The sequence below is a fragment of the Leptolyngbya iicbica LK genome (genome assembly GCF_004212215.1).
GTDB classification, from domain to species: domain Bacteria; phylum Cyanobacteriota; class Cyanobacteriia; order Phormidesmidales; family Phormidesmidaceae; genus Halomicronema; species Halomicronema iicbica.
In genome coordinates this window covers 487,307-507,858 of sequence record NZ_QVFV01000002.1, presented here as the reverse complement: position 1 = coordinate 507,858, position 20,552 = coordinate 487,307, and the positions used below count along the sequence as shown (strand labels likewise).

Sequence of the window (20,552 nt, the reverse complement as noted above, 5' to 3'; positions counted from 1 at the left end):
TTGATTGGTAACTTACGATGCCCAGGCAAAGTCGCAAACTGACACTTTTAAGAAATATTTTTCAGGCATGAATATTTCTGAAATCGACAGCAACCTCCCATACTCAAGGAGGAAATCTAAAATTCATGACGTTATTAGGCTACTCATATGACCTTTGTATTTAAACATGTTGCTTGGGTTGACCTGGCATTTAATCTTCTGACCTTGATGATTTTCTTCATTTTTAGCGATCGCATTGGTTACAAAATACAGACCTTTGGCTTGGTGTATTTGTTTATCATTTTGGGACTCATTGGGTTGACTGCAATCAGCGCCTTATCGAGCTTTTTGTCAGTACGTATCAGCATCATTCTGGGCTGCTTATTATTTGTGCCGTCTGGGCTCAACCTTTTGTGGGTAATCACTCTAGCGTCTGACTAGTGAGAGGAATTTCAACGGCTGGTCCTTCAACGGTTGCCAGAGCAAATATCGGGGAGAGCGCAGCTTTCTCGAGTATCCAAAACAGATCATTGATTAAGCAGATATCTCAGCTTCTATTAAAAGGCTGACCGCTGATGGGAGTCGGCAGCCAAGAAAAGTAAAGATTCATCTGTGAGCAAAACCGGCCACAATTCCACGGTGCTAACATTTTGACGTTGTTTAGGCAAGGCGCATTTATCGCTACGGAGCCATGCCTAAAAACACGTCGCCTTAACTGGCGAATCAATCTCTGCTATCTACCACTTCGTCACCATGTTTATCAAATCTTTGGTTGTTATGGGGGCGGCGATCGCAGCAAGCGTTAGCCTACCTCTGACCGCGATCGCCCAGTCCCTGCCTCCCACGGTCAACATTGGCGGTAAGGATTACGAGATTGAGTTTAAGTTAGGCGTCTTTGAAGACCACATTGTTGAATTGCAAGCTCAACCCTGGTACAGCAAGAACGATTTTGCCCTGGCCGCTGAGACTGCGCAACAAGTCTTTGACTGTGCCGAGGGTAGTCCTTTTGCTCAGCCGATTTGTCAAACCCCGTTTGATACGTTTGGACTCGTCAACACCGGGTTTGGCGGTATCTCACCGTGGTTTGTTTACGATGTCGAGGCTGGCGTCGCTGGTATCGCAGTCGGGTTTTCAGATGTGGCGGACGGCGGCAATGTTTTGAGCCAAATTGCCGCAGACTTAGAAAGCCAGCAGTCGTTTGCGATCGTCGCCACCGCACCGTCAGTTCCCGACGCTACGACCACGATTCCTGAGCCCATGTCATGGCTGGCACTCCTGGCTGTCGGCGCGATCGCTGTCGGCAGTCGCTGGGTTAACCGTCACTGAGACAGTCGAATGCTTGATTAAGGCTGAAGGCAATTAGGTGCGGTTGACGTCAGGCAGGTGCGGCGGCGATCGCGAGACTCTGTTCTCAACAGGTGTCCCCGGTTCTCAATTAGCTGTTGGGTCGCAGACATGACCATTGCGCAGCCATTAGCAAGCGGTTCGAAACCGCTGTGGCTGGCTATCCCTACCAGACAAATTCGGTGTAAACGCCCGCACTCAGTTACATTAACTAGAGTTGAGGCTCCCCCACCGATACCGCTCCTATGGTTACGCTACTGATCTTTTTGGCTGCGATCGCCCTCCTCGTTTGGGGCTTTTTGCGGGCTCGACCCTATGGCAAAATTGGCGTTTTTGCTTGGCTGCAATCCGTGGTGCTAATGCTGCCCTGGCTCCTATTCTTCGGCCTGTTTACCCTCGGCATTTACATTAATTTGGCTGGGGTGTTGCTGTTGGTCGTGGCATCGGCCGGAGCTTACATCTATTTGGGCCGGCAACTGCGAGCTTTAGGCCAAGATGAACTCGCAGCCCAAAAGCTTAAAGAATTTATGACACCGCCCCCTGCGGAAGCGATCGCCCAAGACGTGGCTCAAGGAACGGTCACAGATCCGACTGAGTCAGGCAACGCCACTGATCGCTCTGAAGAAAATGCGACCACCCAGTCTGACCCTTCCACTACGGAGGATGAACCCCGAATTGCGCCGGAAGATCGGGTGGCCTTAGAAGGCATTTTTGGCGTCGATACGTTTTTTCGAACCGAAACCGTGCCCTATGACCAGGGGGCCATTTTTAAGGGGAATTTGCGCGGCGAGCCAGAAGCGGCGATCGCCACCCTCACGGCCTTGGCGGATGAACGACTCGATCGGCGTTTTCGATTGTTTCTGGTCGCCGATCCGCAGGGTAAGCCTGCCATCGTTGCCCTGCCCAAAACCACTGACCCCAAACCCCTTACTCCAGCGCAAAAAGGCTTTGCCGTGGTAATGGCGATCGCCACGGGCTTGACCTGTCTCGAAGCCAGCGGCATTTTGCTGGGGTTTGATCTGCTATCGACGCCAGACAAATGGCCTCAAGCTTTACCCTTTGCCGCAGGCGTCATCGCCATTCTCGTGGCCCATGAAATTGGCCACTGGCTCATGGCTCGGCAGCGTCAAGTCAAGCTCAGTTGGCCCTTCTTTTTGCCCACTTGGGACATTGGGGCTTTTGGGGCCCTCACCCGCATCGAGTCGGTTTTACCCAACCGTTCCGTCTTATTTGATGTGGCGATCGCGGGGCCAGCCCTGGGCGGTTTATTGTCATTTGCGCTGCTGATTGGGGGGCTATTGCTGTCTCAACCGGGCAGCGAGTTTCAGTTGCCGGTCGAATTCTTCCAGGGTTCCGTACTCGTGGGCACATTGGCCAAAATTGTCCTGAGAGACGCCCTCACCGCGCCCTTGGTCGATATTCATCCGTTCGTTTTGCTGGGCTGGTTGGGGCTCATCATCACGGCGCTGAATTTATTGCCGGCGGGTCAACTCGACGGGGGGCGCATTGTGCAGTCGATCTATGGTCGCAAAACGGCGGGTCGCGCCACGGTCATCACGCTGATCATTTTAGCGATCGCTTCTCTGGCCAATCCCCTTGCCCTGTATTGGGCCGTATTGATTTTGTTTTTGCAGCGCAATCAAGAGCGTCCCGCCACTAATGAATTGACCGAACCCGACGACGCCCGCGCCGCCTTGGGACTGTTAGCCCTATTTCTCACCCTGGCTACACTGCTGCCGCTTACCCCTTCGTTGGCTGGACGTTTGGGCATCGGCTAAGTCCAATCGCAATGGGAATTTTTGGAAAAGTCGATCAGCTGAACCGGTCGACGAGGGGCCTCTAACTCCACTAAATTCGGTCAGCTCAGGAAAGCCACCAGTTTCTCTGTCAGTGTGAAGTGAGCCGTGAGGGTGACAAGCGGCGACTGAACGGGCGCAACCCCCATCAGCTTAATGCTTCTTCATAGGGTGACCCGGTGCTCTTTCAAAATTGATGCGACCATTGAAAAAGCGCCGCTTGGGCATTTCATCTAGGGTTGGCCTCAGGCTGGGGCGAACTCATTTTTAATATTCTGTTTTGACATCGGTTGTTATCACTCTCTATGACAGTCGCACCCTCAAGGTCGAATCCTCTTCCCCATTACCCCCAGATTCATCAAGCGCTGCAAGCCTCTCTCCAGCAGGCTCAGCAGGCCAATGCCGAACGGCTGGTTAGCTTGTCGTTTCCGTTACCGATGGTCGATCCCCTCGCCGTCTTGCTGACCTATCCGCAGCCGCATCACCGTCAGTGCTATTTTGAGTCGCCTTCGCGCGGGCAGGCGATCGCCGCCTGGGATGCGCTGATTTGTGAGCATTTCAGCGGTCGCGATCGCTTCGCCACCGCCCGTCAGGCTATCGCCCAGTGGCAACCGCGCATTCAGGCCATTCCTCAGCGGCCTGAGGGACCTTATTTTTTCTGTAGCTTTTCCTTTTTTGATACGGTGGCCACGGCCATCGGCGGCTTTGCTCCGGCGACGGTGCTGCTAACCCGTTGGCAGGTCGTGCGGCAAAAGCAGCGCTGCGTCCTCATTGCGAATGTGCTGATTCGCCCCCACAGCCGCCTGGCACCGCTGGCCCGAGCGATCGCTGAGCAAGTGAGTCAACTGCAGCGCTTTGCCCCCTCTGCCCGCTTACTAGAAAGTCACTGGGGTCGCGACGCTGTCTCTTGGCAGCCACAGTTGGCACGACCGGAAGGTCAGCAGTTTCAGCAAAAGGTGACCAGCACCCTCGCCGCCATTCACCGTCATGATTTGCAAAAACAAGTGGTGGCTCAGGCGTTTGATGTGACTCGCACTCACCCGTTTCGGCGCGATATTGCCCTGCCCCGACTGCGATCGCGCTATCCCGACTGCTACATATTTTCGTTTTCCGGCGAAGGCGACAGTCACTTTATTGGAGCCAGTCCCGAGCGCTTGCTGAGCATTCGCCAAGGGCGCCTCGTCACTGATGCCTTAGCCGGATCAGCGCCCCGAGGGACGACCCCTGAGCGCGATCGCGACATCGGTCAGCAACTGCTTAAAAATCCCAAAGAGCAGCAAGAGCATCAACTCGTCCTCGATTTCATCGTGAATCACCTGGAAGCCGAGGGCTTGCACCCTTGCTATAGCACTCCCCCCGGACTGCTGCGACTCTCCAATATTCAGCACCTGCACACCCCTATTTGCGCCGAGGTATCACCCCAGACCTCACCCCTCCGCCTGGTTGAATGTCTACATCCGACTCCGGCAGTGGCAGGGGTGCCGATGGCCGCCGCCTGCGATCGCATTCAACAAGAGGAAACGTGCGATCGGGGGCTTTATGCTGCTCCCTTGGGATGGATCGACCCTGCCGGCAACAGTGAATTTATCGTCGGCATTCGCTCCGCCTTAATTCAAAAAAATCAGGCCCGCTTATTTGCCGGTGCTGGCATCGTCGCTGACTCTGACCCCGCCCAAGAACTCGCCGAAATTCAGCTCAAGCTGCAAGCCCTCGCCGAAGCGCTGGGCTAACAGATAACAGAGGCTTCACATATGCCGATTCGCCTGTAGGCATCAATACTTTGGGATAAATGAACGACGAAGGGGCACCACAGCTTGCCAGATGTGTGACGCCCCTTTCAATTCCGACCAACCCTGGCTTTTAATCGCCCGGGCATCCGGTAACTACTCGGATTACTGCTCTTGCATCAACCGCAAATAATTCTGCCGCAGTTGCACGTGGCTTTCGGTAATCCGCTCTGAGAGGTGCTTTTCAACCTGACACAGCTCTTGCCAAAACGTTGCGGAGCGTTGAGTCGTCACATATTCGCGCCAGAGCATCTGCAACATCGCCGCGCACTGCGGATCATTCGCCCGTACCGTCTCTAAAACTTCATTAAAGGCCGCGTGGGCTTGCTCGTTGGAATCAGTATCCTGCGCCAGATTAATGGCGCTTTCCAAGGTTTTAACGGGAGATTGCGATAGGGGCTTATTCATGGCTTCCTTACTCTGAACAACACAAACAGGCTTTTAAAACCGAAATGCTCTAGGGCTTCTTATACAATGCGTAAACAGAGTATACAGACTGATAACTTTCTTATCTATGGGCAAGAACCGTATTCTTTCCGGCATCCAACCTACGGGCAACCTGCACCTGGGCAATTATTTGGGAGCCATTCGTAACTGGGTTGCCCTACAAGAGGAATACGACAGCTTCTTGTTTATGGCCGACTTGCACGCCATCACGGTGCCCCATGATCCGAAATCCCTCGCCGAGGATACCTACAAAGTCGCCGCAACTTACCTCGCCTGTGGCATCGATCCGCAGAAATCGACCATTTTTGTGCAATCGCACATTTCGGCTCACAGTGAGCTGGCCTGGCTGTTTAACTGCGTGACTCCGCTGAATTGGCTGGAACGCATGATTCAGTTCAAAGAAAAAGCGGTCAAACAGGGCGAAAACGTAACGGTGGGGTTGTTTGACTACCCGGTGTTGCAAGCCGCTGACATCTTGCTTTACGAGCCGGATTTAGTGCCCGTGGGCGAAGACCAAAAACAGCATGTGGAGCTGACTCGCGACATTGTTAATCGCTTTAACTTTCAATACGGCAGTGAGGATCAACCTGTCATCAAGGTGCCGGAACCGATGATTCAAGCCGCTGGGGCGCGGGTCATGAGCTTGACCGACGGCACGAAAAAAATGTCTAAATCCGATCCGTCGGAAATGAGCCGCATTGATTTAATTGATCCACCTGAGCTGATTCAGAAAAAAATCAAGCGCTGTAAGAGTGACCCGGTACGCGGTCTAGAGTTTGATAATCCCGATCGCCCCGAATGCCAAAACTTACTGACGCTTTATATGATTCTCTCCGGCCAAACTAAAGAAGCCGTAGCACAGGAATGTGCGGAGATGGGGTGGGGACAATTCAAACCCTTGCTAGCTGAGACGATGGTGGCAGCGCTGCAACCAATTCAAGAGAAATATCACGCTTTAATGGCTGATCGCACCTACCTGGAATCAATTTTGCGAGAGGGCCGCGAAAAAGCTGAGGCGATCGCCCTGCAAACCCTCGCCAAAGCGAAGGTAGCTCTGGGCTATTCACAGCCGCTTTGAAGGGGTGGGGATGTCTTGTCAATCTGATTTCAGCATGGCAAAGGTGGCAAGATATACTGACCAAATAGCTCACCTCTGAATGCCTTCTTTATTTCTACCTGCAACCAAAATTTTCTTTTAACCCAGTTTGATGTCGCCCACTGATACCCACACTTTACCCACCTCACATTTTCAGAAAGCTGCCGAGGCTCGGGAGTTTTTGATTACGGCAGAAGTCATGCCGCCCAAAGGAGGGGATGTGAGCCACATGGTGAAGATGGCTCAGCAGTTGCGGGGACGTGTCCACGCTGTGAACATTACGGATGGTAGCCGTGCGGTAATGCGCATGTCTTCTCTGGCGGCGTCGGTTATCTTGCGACAGCAGGGGCTAGAGCCGATTTGTCAAATGGCCTGTCGCGATCGCAATCGTATTGCGCTCCAGGCCGATTTGCTGGGGGCATACGCCCTCGGCATTCGCAATATTTTGGCCCTGACGGGGGATCCGGTAAAAGCGGGCGACCAAACCGGGGCCCGTCCTGTGTTTGATCTGGAATCTGTGCGCCTTTTGCAGCTCATTCGCCAGTTGAACAATGGTGTGGATGCCTGCGATCGCCCCTTGCCTAACCAAGCAGTGCGCTTGTTTGCGGGAGCCGCGATCGATCCCCAATGCCGCAGTTGGTCTGGTCTCCAGCGACGCTTTGCCAAAAAGCTCGAAGCTGGTGCGCAATTCTTTCAAAGCCAGCTCATCGATGACTTTGAGCGGCTCGAAAAGTTTATGGACCAAATTGCCGCTGGATGTGACAAGCCTATTTTGGCCGGTATTTTTCTGCTGAAGTCTGCCAAGAACGCCCAGTTCATTAACCGCAACGTCCCTGGCGTCAACATTCCCGAGCATATTATTCAACGCTTGGCGACCGCATCAGACCCGCTGCGCGAAGGCATGCTGATTGCGGCAGAGCAGGTCAAGGCTGCTCAACAGCTTTGTCAAGGCGTTCACATGATGGCCATTCGCCGCGAAGACTTAATTCCCGAAATTTTGGATCTCGCTGGCATCAGCCCATTACAGACCGTGCCCACCGTTCTCCAACGCGAGCCTGCCGAACTCGCTCGCGTTCGCTTTAGTCGCACTAAAGTACTCGGGGGCGAAGGGTAGTTCCTATTCCGTTCTCCCCAATCCGCTGAATTTAGGGATAGTAATGCCCATCTGGCAAAATCGTGGTGCGATCGCATTTAGCATTCGAGACATCCAGATTGACCGCTCGAAAAAAAGTCGCTCCGATCAAACAAGCATCGCTTAAGTCGGCCTCAGTCAGGTCGGCCCCAGTCAAGTCGGCCTCAGTCAGGTCGGCCCCAGTCAGGTCAGCCCCAGTCAGGTCAGCCCCGCTCAAATTGCAACCCGACAAACGGGTCTCTCGCAGTCGGCAATAGCGCAAATCAGCACGCGATAGATTAACACCATTTAACCGAGCGCGGTTGAGATTGCTGTTAGGCAGCTTTGCATCGCCCAAATTGCCCTGCTTCACCACCAGTTCTTGAAGGTTAGCTCGACTCAAATTGCCATAGGGTAAATAGGCATTGTCGATAATTGCTGCCACGAGATCAATGTCTCGCAAATCGCATTCAAACGCATCTGCATGTTCAATATTGACACCTTGAAAACGGCGATCGCCAGCCCGGTAGCGAGCCAATAGTTCACTAAAATCGAGAGTCGTCATAGAGTCAAATATTTCGCTGAATGCTCAACAATCGTTTAATTACGTGTTGTCTTAAAGGCCACGCATTAGAGTACCGATAAAGGCCTGTTCTATCTTCTAGTACAGCGCTCAACCAAATCACCAAAACGTTCAACATCATTAGCGGCGTAAATTCACGTACAAGCCAACTTAATAGCAAAAAGGCTGAGGAGGAAAAACCTAGACATTAACCCTTTCGAAACGTTTGCTGACGAGAATCATCAGTATTTAGTTCGCCCAAGCCCCCAAACTATATCTGCTCAACTGAAAAATATAGAGATCATCACTCAGTTCAAACCACATAAATCAATAGCATAGTCACACAACTTTGACGCCGTCATTTAGGGATTGAGTAAACTCTGAGCGAGGCTATTCATCAAAACATTTGCAGTCTAAAACCCCAAGTGCATAAAAAAGCAACTGCTGGCGAAAGACTACGATTGACGCTGCAAACGTTACACCTCCTAAAAGATGTTTAACGTTTGTTAAGTTACAGTGCTTCGATGCTTGTTCTGTCTGGCTTAAAGATATTTTTGGATTTATCTAATATTCGTATTTGACTTTACTGATATAACAAAAAAGTAAAACTTATGATTGCTGTGTGACTAAAAGCATAAGTCGCTAATTGGCGGTCAGTATCAACCTGTTTTAGAGAGTTTTTGGGGCCTGCTCTTTGCTTCCTAAAAATGTTTCAAATGTCGGAACCAATGTTGTCTGAGCATCACTGGTTAAATCGCTGGCGACAATTGTGGCCCATCCAGTGCATATAACGCTGTCGTCGTACGCCTGAGATGACCTTGAGGTTGGCGACGACCCAATAGAGAATACTCAAGAACGATATGTGTAACTATCTAGCCCTCACATCCCCCACCTTGCTCTTTCAGCGCTGGGACCCCAGGGAGTTCGAAGTCTTTGCAGTGCTCTGCTCTCAAGGTTGGCAGCAAGGCTGAGATGAGGGTTAATGTAGAGTTGGCAAGCCTTTTAGGGGAGTCGCACATTGCGTCAAGCGCCAAGACGCAATATTGACAGTTTGTGAGGCGATCGCTGTCAGTCACATCGGCGAGAATGTAGAGTGAACCATAGCAGTTCCCCATTTTAGGGATGTGTTCAATCCTCTTCGTAAAGCTGCGCGCCGCCGGGTTACTGACGCTGATAGTTGTATGAGTTCCCTGAGTTCAATAGCGGAATATTTCCACGATCGCACTAAATACAGTCCTGATTCGATTGCTCGGGCTGGCCGTGCTATGCAAGGGCCCCAGCCTGAGCCCTTTAAGACCTATCGTTTAGGGACAGAAATTGACCTTAAGCCTTACCTGGAAGAATCTAAGGTTAATCCCGAGGCCACTGCAGACGAGCGGGCTTGGGCCAGACTGTCCCACTTTCTGATCAACGTTTATGGTCTGACCGCCCAGATTCAAACTATGACTGGGCAGATGTTTTATCTGCGATCGGCCCCTTCTGCTGGCGGCCTCTATCCCACCGAGGTTTACCTGGTATCCCGGGGCAATCAGCTCTTGCCGGCAGGTTTATACAACTACCAAGCCCGCACCCACGCGCTCTGGCGATTTTGGGATGACCATATCTGGCAATCATTGCAATCAGCCTGCTTTTGGCATCCTGCGTTAGAAACGACTCAAGTCGCCGTGATTCTCACGAGTGTGTTTTACCGTTCGGCCTGGCGCTATCAAGATCGAGCCTATCGACGCATTTGTCTGGATGCTGGACACGTATTGGGCAATCTTGAGTTGGCGGGTGCCCTCGTTGACTATCGCCCGCACCTGATTGGCGGTTATCTAGATTCAGCAATAAACCAAATGTTGTATTTGGACCCCGAGACGGAAGGGGCGATCGCTGTAGCCGCTTTGGCTGACATGCTACAAGTTGAACAAAACTTGCCCCACCTCACCACGACTCAACCGAGTCCGTTACAGGCCCAAGTTCCCCAACTTGCCGAGGGCGAATTGTTGCCTTTCATGCACCAAGCTACCAGCATTCAGCAAGATGACGATTTTCGATGGCATAGTCGTCGGCCGAGTGTGGCTGACCAAGTTGGCCCAGCGTCTACAGCCATTCCCGATGACAAATATAATTTTCCGTTTTGTCTCAAAGTCACCACCACCACCCCGCCAATCGACTGGGATACCTCCTTGCAAGGTTTGGAAAAGACGCTATTGCGGCGACGCTCGACCCGAGAATTTAGTGGCACTAACCTCACCCTAGAAGAACTCAATGCGGTACTGGATTTTGTTTATCAGCCTTATCACTATATTGAGCAGGGCCTAGATGGTGATCCCGATTATTGTGACCTGAGCCTCATTCAAACTTTTGTCGCGGTTTCTGGTGTCGATGGATTAGACACCGGTTGTTATTACTACGCGCCCCTAACTCAAGAACTGCGGCAAATTCGATTTAAAAACTTTCGCCCTGAGTTGCAATATCTATGTTTAGGACAAAACTTAGGCCATGATGCTGGGGCCGTAGTTTTTCACACCGCTGATTTAAAGGCTGCGATCGCCCGCCATGGCGAGCGTGGTTATCGCTATCTACATTTAGATGCAGGACATTTGGGACAGCGACTGAATGTCGCTGCTGTGCGCTTGGGCCTAGGTGTCAGCGGCATCGGTGGCTTCTTTGACGATCAGGTGAACGAAGTGCTGGGCATTCCCGCAGATGAAGCCGTTTTATACATCACGACCTTAGGGCGGCCAGCCGCTGCCACCATAAGTTAAGGGAAGGTCACTTGCCCCGATGTCTGAGCGGGACTCAGCAGATACACCGACCCCAGATCGAAGTAAGCTGATCTAACACAGTGCAATCGAGTTTCTTTTTTCATGGTCACAATCAACGAAAACTATTTGAAGCTAAAAGCAGGCTACCTCTTTCCAGAAATTGCCCGCCGCGTTACCGCATTTGCCGAGGCTAATCCTGACGCGCCGATTATTAAACTGGGCATCGGTGATGTTACAGAACCGCTCCCTGAAGCCTGCCGAGTGGCGATGATCAAAGCTGTCGAAGAAATGGGCGATCGCGATTCTTTCAAAGGTTATGGCCCTGAGCAAGGCTACGAATTTTTGCGCGAAAAGATTGTTCGCCACGATTTTCAATCCCGCGGCTGCGACATCACCGCTGACGAAATTTTCATTTCCGATGGTTCCAAGTGCGACTGCGGCAACATTCTCGATATTTTTGGCCACGACAACACGATTGCTGTCACTGACCCGGTATATCCCGTTTACGTCGACACCAATGTCATGGCGGGGCACACTGGCCCAGCTAGGGAAGACGGTACTTACGAAGGCCTGATTTACTTACCCATCTCTGCGGAAAATAACTTCACCGCTGAGATTCCCGACTACAAGGTCGATTTGGTCTATCTCTGTTTTCCTAACAACCCGACCGGGGCGGCTGCGACCCGCGAGCATTTGCAGCAGTGGGTGGATTATGCTCACACCCACGGTTCCTTGTTGTTGTTTGATGCGGCCTACGAAGCCTTCATTACCGAAGACGATATTCCCCACTCCATTTATGAAATTCCGGGAGCGCGGGATTGTGCGATCGAGTTCCGGTCCTTCTCCAAAAATGCAGGCTTTACGGGCACCCGTTGCGCCTTTACCGTTGTGCCTAAAACGATTAAGGTCAAGGCTTCTGATGGCACTGACGTAGAATTGCACCGGTTGTGGAATCGTCGTCAGTCTACCAAGTTCAACGGTGTGTCTTACATCGTGCAGCGCGGTGCCGAAGCGGTTTACACCGAAGCTGGGCAAACCCAAGTCCGCAAACTCATCCGGTTCTATCTGGAGAATGCTCGCATCATTCGGGAAAAATTATCCGAAGCAGGCATCCAAACCTATGGCGGCGTCAACGCTCCTTACGTTTGGGTAAAAACGCCTCACGGTCTCTCTAGCTGGGATTTCTTCGACAAACTGCTGCACACTTGCAACGTCGTCGGAACTCCCGGTTCAGGTTTTGGGGCCGCTGGTGAAGGTTACTTCCGCATCTCGGCCTTCAATAGTCGGGAGAATGTCGAAACTGCGATGCAGCGGATTACCGAAAAGTTCAAAGTGTAGGCCATCAATATTCGCTTCTGGGCTTATTCGGGCTTGGGTAATACTGATTGCGAATGTCTCACCTTTTCCGTAGTTTGACTTGTTGCCTTGACGGCATCGTTGACACTCAGGCGTCATCATTACGGCCAAATAACAAAAAGGAGCTAGTGAGAACTAGCTCCTTTTTTATTGATCAAACCGTCATAGAACTAAGGCAACACACAAAGATTAAGCAGCTTTAGCACGCTTTTGCCATGCTAGAGCCCCGCCGACCAAGCCCAAACCAAGCATCAATGCAGGTTCTGGAACCTTGGCAGTAGTTCCTACAAACTTCCAGTCCGGACCGTTAAAGCCGCTTTGGCTAAAGAAGCGGAGCGTGCTTACCTCACCGCCCTCTACACCTAAATCAGCCATTTTGATACCTAAGGAACCAACTTTCTGAGCATTGTTGATCTCAGAAGTATCGATTTTAAAGCCAGTGTCGAACCACATATTGCGGGTAATATCTAGCCGACTACCAATTAGTTCGCCATCAGCATTCACAGCCTGAATACCGAGGTCACTATTCATCCCTCGCTCCCAAACAAAGAGGGTTTTAATTGCCTCGCTAAAGTTCAGATCAATCTCAAATCGGCCTTTGTCTTCTGTATCGATAATGTGATTGATATTATTGGTGCTGAGGTTGGCAACCACATCGGCCGCTGTAGCATCCTCTGCGCGCGCACCGCCCGTTGCATCGTCGCCAGTGTCAGCACTTGCTGCACCAGTGTTGCCACCACTGTAAACGTCGTTGTAAATAATCTCGGCGGAAGTTACGTAAGAAAACTCATCAATGATTTGATCACCAACTGTGATCGATTCGAGCAAAATATCAGCTGTCGATGAGCTCGTTTGGGAATAAGTACCTACAAATTTGAATCCTGTTGCATGCGCTTGACTTGTACCAAAACATGAAAGCAAAGTACCTGTGGCAAGCCCGGTGGCTACGGCAAATTTGGAAATAGAAAGAGACATGGTTGCTACCCGTATACGACTGTCACGATTTAGACGATAACGGGTAAAAATGGGAGAGACGACAGCGATGCTACCCAATTGAAAATTGCGTGTACCTCATAAATTCTTCACTTCGGTCTACAATTTGCTCTCGTTAGCAGCCAAAAAGTATCAAGAAACACGTTTTTGGGTTCACCAGAGATGGCAGCGATCGCTCATTTTGGTGGCAAAACCTCGTAGCATGTCAGTTTGATGCCCTTCACCTGGAGTTCAATTCAGGTGTTCAGTAGTTTTTCTTAGGTGCTCCGCAGAATTGCTGAATCGGTGATTATTTTTCAGTGATCGGGTGAGTTTAATTTCCATTAACCGGGATTTCTAGAACTAGGGTCTCTACGAAATTCATGCAATGGGTTTGTCTTTTGGTCTGGCACTTTGTCTTGCCTACATCGTAGGCTTGCTCATCAGCGCGATCGCGGGCTATGGATCGCTGGGTGGCGTAGCCGTTTCGTGGTCAGGGATAGCGGGTTTAATACTGTTGTCAGGCTGGGGAATGTTAGCTCCTCGGTCGTGGCGACTAGGGTGGCAATCCGGACGCTGGTGCAGTTTGGGCGTAGTGATGCTGCTGGCCGCTATTTATATGCCTCTGCGATCGCCGGTCGCTGGAGTACAGGATGTTAGTCAATTTCTAGAACGGGCTAACACGATTGGGACAGCACACGTCGTTGTGGGACAAGCGATCGAAGACCCACGGCTCAATCGCGGCTTAAAGGGCCGCTTTTTGGTTGCGGCCCAAGCGCTACAAGTCTTGGATACCGAGGGGGCGATAACGTTTCAAATTCCCGTTCGGGGGCGAGTTTACGTTACGGCTCCGCTCTTGCAAGTTACGGGGCTACATGCCGGAGAACAGGTGACCGCCAGGGGACAGCTTTATCGCCCCCAACCCGCGATGAATCCGAATGGGTTTGACTTTCAAGCCTATCTGACTCAACGGGGCTCATTTAGTGGTTTGGTCGCCGACGAGCTGACTTTTAGACAGGCTACTGGCTGGGGGCGATGGCGAGTGCGGCAACGGATTGTCCGCACTCAGGTGCGGGCTTTGGGCAGTCCTCTGGGGCAACTGGTGAGTGCAATGGCCTTAGGGCGCAATGCGGTTGACCTGCCGAGCAATATCCATGATGTGTTTATGCGTGTGGGCCTAGCGCATACGATCGCCGCCTCAGGATTTCATGTGTCGTTATTGTTTGGCGTTGTGCTGGCGTTGTTGCGATCGCGCTCCGGCAAGCTGCAATTTGTCGTGGGGTTAAGTGTGTTGTTGGGCTATGTGTGTCTGACGGGGGCTCAACCTAGCGTCATTCGCGCGGCGTTAATGGGCGGGGCAACTTTGTTGGCTTTAGTGACCGAACGCCGAGTCTTACCTACGGGAGCTTTGATTGTGGCGGCCACAGGCATGCTCCTTGTCAATCCCAACTGGTTGTGGAATGTCAGCTTTCAGCTCAGCGTTATGGCAACTTGGGGCTTAATTGTCACCGTGCCAGCTTTGACACGCCGATTAGACTGGTTGCCCGTGATGGTGGCCTCTTTGATTGCTGTGCCAATAGCGGCCACGCTGTGGACTCTACCGTTAACGCTATATCACTTCAATGTGTTGGCAGGACTCAGTATTGCGCTCAATGTCGTGGCGATGCCTTTAGTCACTTTGATTAGTTTGGGGGGCATTGCGAGTAGTGCTTTAGCCTTGGTGTTGCCGCCACTTGGAGGGATTGCCGCCCATGTGTTGTATTATCCAGCGGCAACATTGTGGTGGCTGGCACAAACGAGTGGTCAATTGCCTGGGAGTTCAATCGCCATTGGCCAAATTTCTCTCTGGCAAGTCGTCGGCCTATATGGGGTTCTATTAGGACTTTGGGGGAGAAGTCACTGGGGGCAACAACGTCGAGGTTGGTTGCAGCCTGTACTCGTGACCATGTTTCTGATATTGATTGTGGGGCCGCTCGGCTGGCGCTGGGCAACGCAAGATCAAGTCACGGTATTGGCTGCCGGAAATGAACTGATTTGGGTGGAGCAAGATCACGGCCAGACCACACTGATCAATAGTGGCGATGCGAAAACGGCTTTCTACACAGTTGAGCCTTTTTTAACCCAGGCGGGCGTCAATCATCTGAAATCGGCGATCGCGCTGCCATTGGGCGCTGACTATCGGCGCGGGTGGCAAACTCTATTAGCCCATGTGCCCGCCGAGCATCTCTACAGTCCAGAAGCCACCGATGCCGAATTGGCTGCCGATAGCCACTTTCATCAACTCCAGGCAGGCACCAGCACTACGGTGGACAGACTGTCTCTGCAGTTGCTGGGGATCGAAAATCCGATTGTGCGGTTGAGCGATCGCCAAAGCTGGCTATTGTTGCCGCAATTGCCATTGGCGACTCAGGAACATCTGGCCCAAATGGGCACAGCACTCCAAAGTGAGGTGTTGGTGTGGGCAGGTGAAGCACTCAGCCCGGCCCTGGTGCAAGCCATCGCCCCGAAAGTCGCTATTTGCTATGGCTCCCAGCTGCCCGAATCGCTCGAACGTCAACTCCAGCGCCAGGGCATTCAGATATTTTGGACTCAACGCGACGGTGCCATCACCTGGCAGCCCCGGCAAGGATTTCGCCCTTATCGACTAACCCCGCATCGCACACCAGCCTTTTAGTAAAGATATCGCGAGTGGAATAGTTGGTAGCACTCCGTGTCGATGCCTTAACTTTCGGCAAAATTCGACTTCACAGCCCATGGAAATTTGCACCAACCAACCGCGAAGGTCGGGACTTATTCTTCCTCTTTGAGGGCGTCTTGGGCTTGCTCAGTCAAATAGGGCAACAGCTGCGACTGAATGGATTCTGACTGGTTACCCCAGAGCATTTTGCAAAATTGGTGCTTGCCTTGAGCACTCGCCCGGTTTAGAACCCCAGCCAGCTTTTCACAGTTCACAGACTCAGTCATCATGGCTCCTTGACATTTCGGGTATTTTGACGAAATGTCAACTGTCAAACAGTTATTTTCGATACAGCAAGATCCACTCTAAGCTCTGCGGCACGATTTAGGTGTCGTCTTGTCCCAGCCGATTTGTACGATAGTTCCGCCAAAATTCTCCGGATTGGCCTGCGATCGCCAGAAGATTGAAGTGGTAGATGCACCCTGATTGTTGCCCCTGGACCTCGTTTGCGAGGCCCAGGGTTTTTTTTGCGGTTCGGAAGTGATAGGAATACTTAGATGCGATCGCAGCAGCATTGGCCTCCGTCTGGTCGGGGTTGATGGGCTAAGTAGCCGCGATTGATGGTAGTAGGCAGTTCTGAAACCGGCAAAGGGAGAGCAATCATGGCAAAAACACAGGTCGGCGTTTTGTTTGGCGGTTGCTCCGGCGAGCATGAAGTCTCGATTTGTTCGGCGCAGGCGATCGCAAAGGCTCTCACCCAGGGAGCCAATGCTGACAAATATTTGGTGCTTCCGGTTTACATCACCAAGGCTGGAGTTTGGCAGTTTGGCGATCGGGCGGCTCAAGTCTTGCAGTCAGGCGAGCCCTCAACGGACGGCGACGAAACCGCGAAGCCTGGTGATCGTCTACCTGCGCCCCAACCGCTTAACGACATTGACATCTGGTTCCCCGTCTTACACGGCCCCAATGGCGAAGACGGCACCATTCAAGGGTTGCTCTCGCTGCTGCAAATTCCCTTCGTCGGCTCTGGCGTGCTTGGGTCCGCAGTGGGGATGGATAAGATTGCGATGAAAACGGCCTTTGCCCAAGCCGGACTGCCGCAAGTGAAATATGTGGCAGTCACCCGCGCGGAAGTTTGGTCAAATCCCTGTGTGTTTCCCAAGCTGTGCGATCGCATTGAAGAAGCATTGGGCTATCCCGCCTTTGTGAAGCCTGCCAATCTGGGATCATCGGTCGGCATAGCCAAAGTGCGATCGCGCCAGGAATTGGAAGCGGCGCTCGATAGTGCTGCTAGCTACGATCGCCGCATCATTGTAGAAGCTGGCGTCGAGGCTCGTGAAGTCGAATGTGCGGTGTTGGGTAACGACGTGCCCAAAGCGTCTGTGGTTGGAGAAATCAGCTTTGAGAGCGACTTTTACGACTATGAAACCAAATACTCTGCAGGACAAGCCGATCTCATGATCCCCGCACCGCTGCCGCCAGAAATCACTCGCCAGATTCAAGAAATGGCCGTGCAAGCCTTTCAGGCAGTGGATGCAGCAGGCATTTCAAGAGTCGATTTTTTCTACGTGGAAGCAACCGGCGAGATTTTTCTCAATGAAATCAACACCTTGCCAGGGTTCACTCAAACCAGCATGTATCCCATGCTGTGGCAAGCAAGTGGTATTTCTTTTGACGCGCTGGTAGATCAGCTAGTGCAGTTTGGCCTGGAGCGATCGCAACCCATCAGCGCCTAAAATCTAGCCCTTGAGCTGTCCAATCTCACGCAAAATTGAAGGATTGCCTAAGATCAAAATCAACGATCAAGGACTGGGGATCACTGCACCCTCTTTCCCCAGTTCGCTTGGTCAGCTCTATCTGACCACTCATTTCTCCGACGGATACAGCCGCCGACATCACTATGACCATTGCTAAACTAATCGACCAATTTGAAGCCTGGGCTCCCCCCCAGTGGCAAGAAAGTTGGGACAACTGTGGCTGGCAAATCGAACCAGGGATTTTGGGGGCGTCGGCCCATGTGCTGGTGTGCCTAACGCCAACCCTAGCCGTCATGGAAGAAGCGATCGCCCTACGAGCTTCCGGCACGCCAATCAATCTGATCTTTGCCCATCACCCACTGATTTTTAGTCCCCTCAAATCGGTACAAACTGGTACCCCCATTGGGGATATGGTGCTGTTGAGTTTTACCCATGGCATTGGCGTCTACAGTGCCCACACCAACTTTGATCAGGTGCCTGATGGCACTGCCGATGTGTTGGCCCAACTCTTAGATCTACAACAGCCGCAACCCATCACTCCCACCCGACCGGGCATTGGCTATGGCCGTGTCGGTGTAATGCCAGAAGCGCCCTCATTGAAGCAGGTACTGGTAACGATTCAGCAGCAGTTAGCTCCGCCCGACTTGCTGTATTCTCCCGAAGCGGATTTACAGCAGCCCATTCACCGCCTGGCGGTTTTGGGCGGCTCCGGGGCCAGTTTCATTGGTGACGTCGTGAAATCGGGGGCCGATGCTTACCTCACCTCGGACTGCAAGTTCCACCAGTTTCAAGAAGCTCGCGATCGCGGGCTCGTGTTAATCGATGCCGGACACTACGCTACTGAACGTCCGGCTTGCGCTCGGTTAGTCGATAAGCTTTTGTCTCTTGGGGCAGAGACTGCCCAGTTGAGCGATCGCGACGAAGACTTTCGCCAATTTTGGCAGCGACCACATTTGGCTTAAGAAATACCGGCAAAGAGTTCCGAAAACGGCTTTTGCGTTGCGTTTTCCTGGGCCACGATTTCCACAACCTTGTTTTTAGCGCCTGCATCCTGCAGAGCGGCAACGCAGGTTTCCGCCACCTTGAGCCGGGGAATGTTGCCTTCGAACAAGGTGTCGGCAGGAGCCATAATGAGCGGGCGATCGTCGGTATCGTCGTTCTTCAATCCGCCGGGGCGAACAATCGTATAAGGCACCCCGCTCTTTACCAAATAGTCTTCGGCTTGCTGCTTCCAATACAGCACGAGCCAAAACAAATTTAATGGATGGAAAAAGCGCGACACGCACAAAGATGACACCATCACGAAGTGTTCGATGTTGTGGGCTTTGGCCACATCAATCAAATTTTTCGTGCCTTCGTAGTCCACCTGATACGGTCCGGTGGGATCAAAGCTTGGACGGGCTCCAGTGGCACAGACCAATACTGTGCAATCAGTGATCGCGGCTTCAATCGTGTTGCGTTTGAGTACATCGCCCACCGCAAATTCAACTGTATTGGGCAAAATCTCCTGGGCCTGTTGGCGATCGCGCACCATCACCCGCACCGGAATGCCTTTAGCAACTAATACTCGCACAATCCGACGGCCCGTCTCTCCTGTTGCACCCACAACCAAAGCCTTCATGCCATCCCCCTTTACAACACACAGCAAACTATAGATCTGAGTCTATTTTTACAATAGAAAAGCCGCAAAACTTTTCCGTAAAACCGTAGTCATAGCTTCAAACGCTAGCGCACCTTTATTCCTAAGCTAACCCTACTCCAGTAAGCTTGCGGAGGAAAGCGTGGAATTGAATCGAGTGTCCTTGCAAGAGTCCGTATATTTGCGACTGATAGAGCAGAAGCGACCGAGTTAGGCTGCAAACAGCTGAGAATGTCTTCTAATTTTCACGAAGGAATATTCCTCAGCGGTTCGTCGGTTAAAATAACTTCCAATATTATTATTGAAGTTACAACTAGCTGCTGAGCCATGCCATTGGGCATTTGCATTTATAACCAGATAGCAAACCGCCTCCATGCAAACACCATTTACTAATCACCGAGCTAGTGACCTCTCAGAGCAGGTTTTAGAATCTGTTTCTCACTTGGTTGACTCTACAGAAGACAACGCTGATCATCAAACTGCGGAATCTCTCCGTCACCAACCCGTGCTGTTTCACGGTGACTACACCGGCAGCATGGAAATGGCGGCAGATCGTGATACGGTTGCGCACTACTTAGATGATCATCAGTCCTGGTTTTTGCGCTGCGCATATCCCATGACGGCGACCCCCCTGGGCAATAATGGCTACGACCTGAGCATTGGGCATTTTGGGGCCTTAGGTTACGACGTTGAACCTAAAGTCGGTTTACATCTGCTACCGCAGGACCACGGCGTTTATCGTATTGAAACTATTGAAATACCTGGGTATGTCTCCCTTGGCTATGAGGTCGACTTCAAAGCCGCTCTTGAGCTGAATGAAACTTCAATCGCGACCGGCCAGGTTTTGACACAGGTAGACTGGACCCTAGAGCTAAAAGTGTGGGTGGGTTTTCCTCGATTTATTCAGGCTTTGCCCCAGCGCATCATTCAGAAAACCGGCGATCATTTGCTGAGTCAAATTGTTCGACAAGTTTCCAAACGGTTAACTCACAAGGTGCAAGCCGACTTCCACGAAACGCTGAACTTGTCATTCCCGGAAAGTTACTGCAAGCGCAACCACCACTTTTTTGAGCGCTTTTCTCGCAGTCAAGACCACTGCGAGCATTCCTAGCAACATAGATCTAGGCTACTGGAACTGCAATAAAAGCAATGTTCCCGTTAGTAACGGTGTCTAGGAAGTTCAGACAGTTGCTTATTATGCTTGCGAAGTTTTTGATACATGCCCCCGCACAAAGCTGTTGTGAGTTTCTTGGCTGAAAGCCTCGGGGCTAGGATCGTG

17 protein-coding genes are annotated in these 20,552 nt (G+C 51.8%); 12 read left to right on the top strand and 5 right to left on the bottom strand.

Translation table 11 applies throughout. From position 1 onward, the window contains the following. Nucleotides 1-147: 147 nt before the first annotated feature. From DYY88_RS09300 to DYY88_RS09285, 4 genes are all read left to right on the top strand, one after another. Complete coding sequence (locus DYY88_RS09300) at nucleotides 148-420, top strand: hypothetical protein (protein ID WP_039728320.1); 273 nt, start codon at nucleotides 148-150, stop codon at nucleotides 418-420. A gap of 312 nt (nucleotides 421-732) precedes the next feature. Next, on the top strand, nucleotides 733-1,305 hold the full coding sequence (locus DYY88_RS09295; RefSeq protein ID WP_039728321.1) for a hypothetical protein: 573 nt from the start codon (nucleotides 733-735) through the stop codon (nucleotides 1,303-1,305). A gap of 263 nt (nucleotides 1,306-1,568) precedes the next feature. Next, entirely contained in the window at nucleotides 1,569-3,101 is a 1,533-nt protein-coding gene (locus tag DYY88_RS09290) for a site-2 protease family protein (protein WP_039728324.1), read from the top strand. A gap of 323 nt (nucleotides 3,102-3,424) precedes the next feature. Continuing rightward, nucleotides 3,425-4,849 carry an isochorismate synthase gene (locus DYY88_RS09285; RefSeq protein ID WP_039728325.1) on the top strand — a complete coding sequence of 475 codons (1,425 nt, stop codon included), beginning with the start codon at nucleotides 3,425-3,427 and terminating at the stop codon, nucleotides 4,847-4,849. Nucleotides 4,850-5,011: 162 nt separating this feature from the next. Here DYY88_RS09285 and DYY88_RS09280 read toward each other — a convergent pair whose 3' ends face one another. Then, nucleotides 5,012-5,314, bottom strand: coding sequence for a hypothetical protein (locus DYY88_RS09280; RefSeq protein ID WP_039728326.1), 303 nt, complete (start codon nucleotides 5,312-5,314; stop codon nucleotides 5,012-5,014). Between the two features lie 106 nt (nucleotides 5,315-5,420). Here DYY88_RS09280 and trpS point away from each other — a divergent pair, with 106 nt between their 5' ends. Together trpS and DYY88_RS09270 are read left to right on the top strand one after the other, a co-directional pair. Then, nucleotides 5,421-6,431 (top strand): tryptophan--tRNA ligase, encoded by a 1,011-nt coding sequence (gene trpS, locus DYY88_RS09275; protein ID WP_039728327.1) that lies wholly within the window; start codon nucleotides 5,421-5,423, stop codon nucleotides 6,429-6,431. A gap of 130 nt (nucleotides 6,432-6,561) precedes the next feature. After that, on the top strand, nucleotides 6,562-7,563 hold the full coding sequence (locus DYY88_RS09270; protein WP_084607133.1) for a methylenetetrahydrofolate reductase: 1,002 nt from the start codon (nucleotides 6,562-6,564) through the stop codon (nucleotides 7,561-7,563). 31 nt (nucleotides 7,564-7,594) lie between these two features. On the opposite strand, the gene DYY88_RS09265 is transcribed toward DYY88_RS09270, so the two are convergent. Continuing rightward, the gene (locus DYY88_RS09265; protein WP_039728328.1) at nucleotides 7,595-8,125 is read right to left on the bottom strand and encodes a pentapeptide repeat-containing protein; all 531 of its coding nucleotides are present in this window, start codon (nucleotides 8,123-8,125) and stop codon (nucleotides 7,595-7,597) included. 1,262 nt (nucleotides 8,126-9,387) lie between these two features. Here DYY88_RS09265 and DYY88_RS09260 point away from each other — a divergent pair. Then, nucleotides 9,388-10,872, top strand: a complete 1,485-nt coding sequence (locus tag DYY88_RS09260; protein WP_367889280.1) for a SagB/ThcOx family dehydrogenase — start codon at nucleotides 9,388-9,390, stop codon at nucleotides 10,870-10,872. Nucleotides 10,873-10,974: 102 nt separating this feature from the next. Continuing rightward, nucleotides 10,975-12,210 carry an LL-diaminopimelate aminotransferase gene (locus DYY88_RS09255; protein WP_039728331.1) on the top strand — a complete coding sequence of 412 codons (1,236 nt, stop codon included), beginning with the start codon at nucleotides 10,975-10,977 and terminating at the stop codon, nucleotides 12,208-12,210. 207 nt (nucleotides 12,211-12,417) lie between these two features. Here DYY88_RS09255 and DYY88_RS09250 read toward each other — a convergent pair whose 3' ends face one another. Next, nucleotides 12,418-13,203, bottom strand: a complete 786-nt coding sequence (locus DYY88_RS09250; RefSeq protein WP_039728332.1) for an exosortase-dependent surface protein XDP2 — start codon at nucleotides 13,201-13,203, stop codon at nucleotides 12,418-12,420. 385 nt (nucleotides 13,204-13,588) lie between these two features. Between DYY88_RS09250 and DYY88_RS09245 the strand changes: the two genes are divergently transcribed. Next, entirely contained in the window at nucleotides 13,589-15,874 is a 2,286-nt protein-coding gene (locus tag DYY88_RS09245; protein ID WP_039728333.1) for a ComEC/Rec2 family competence protein, read from the top strand. A 116-nt stretch (nucleotides 15,875-15,990) separates the two neighbouring features. On the opposite strand, the gene DYY88_RS24085 is transcribed toward DYY88_RS09245, so the two are convergent. Further along, the gene (locus DYY88_RS24085) at nucleotides 15,991-16,167 is read right to left on the bottom strand and encodes a hypothetical protein (protein ID WP_160299589.1); all 177 of its coding nucleotides are present in this window, start codon (nucleotides 16,165-16,167) and stop codon (nucleotides 15,991-15,993) included. Nucleotides 16,168-16,539: 372 nt separating this feature from the next. Here DYY88_RS24085 and DYY88_RS09240 point away from each other — a divergent pair, with 372 nt between their 5' ends. Both DYY88_RS09240 and DYY88_RS09235 read left to right on the top strand, forming a co-directional pair. After that, a complete protein-coding gene (locus DYY88_RS09240; protein WP_039728334.1) occupies nucleotides 16,540-17,613 on the top strand; it encodes a D-alanine--D-alanine ligase family protein in 1,074 nt (357 codons plus the stop codon). Nucleotides 17,614-17,777: 164 nt separating this feature from the next. Continuing rightward, on the top strand, nucleotides 17,778-18,596 hold the full coding sequence (locus tag DYY88_RS09235) for a Nif3-like dinuclear metal center hexameric protein (protein WP_039728336.1): 819 nt from the start codon (nucleotides 17,778-17,780) through the stop codon (nucleotides 18,594-18,596). Here the strand turns inward: DYY88_RS09235 and DYY88_RS09230 are convergent. Beyond that, complete coding sequence (locus tag DYY88_RS09230) at nucleotides 18,593-19,255, bottom strand: SDR family oxidoreductase (RefSeq protein WP_039728337.1); 663 nt, start codon at nucleotides 19,253-19,255, stop codon at nucleotides 18,593-18,595. The genes DYY88_RS09235 and DYY88_RS09230 overlap by 4 nt on opposite strands. Nucleotides 19,256-19,715: 460 nt before the next feature. Between DYY88_RS09230 and DYY88_RS09225 the strand changes: the two genes are divergently transcribed. Then, nucleotides 19,716-20,384, top strand: a complete 669-nt coding sequence (locus DYY88_RS09225; protein WP_242517592.1) for a DUF1997 domain-containing protein — start codon at nucleotides 19,716-19,718, stop codon at nucleotides 20,382-20,384. Nucleotides 20,385-20,552 lie beyond the last annotated feature (168 nt).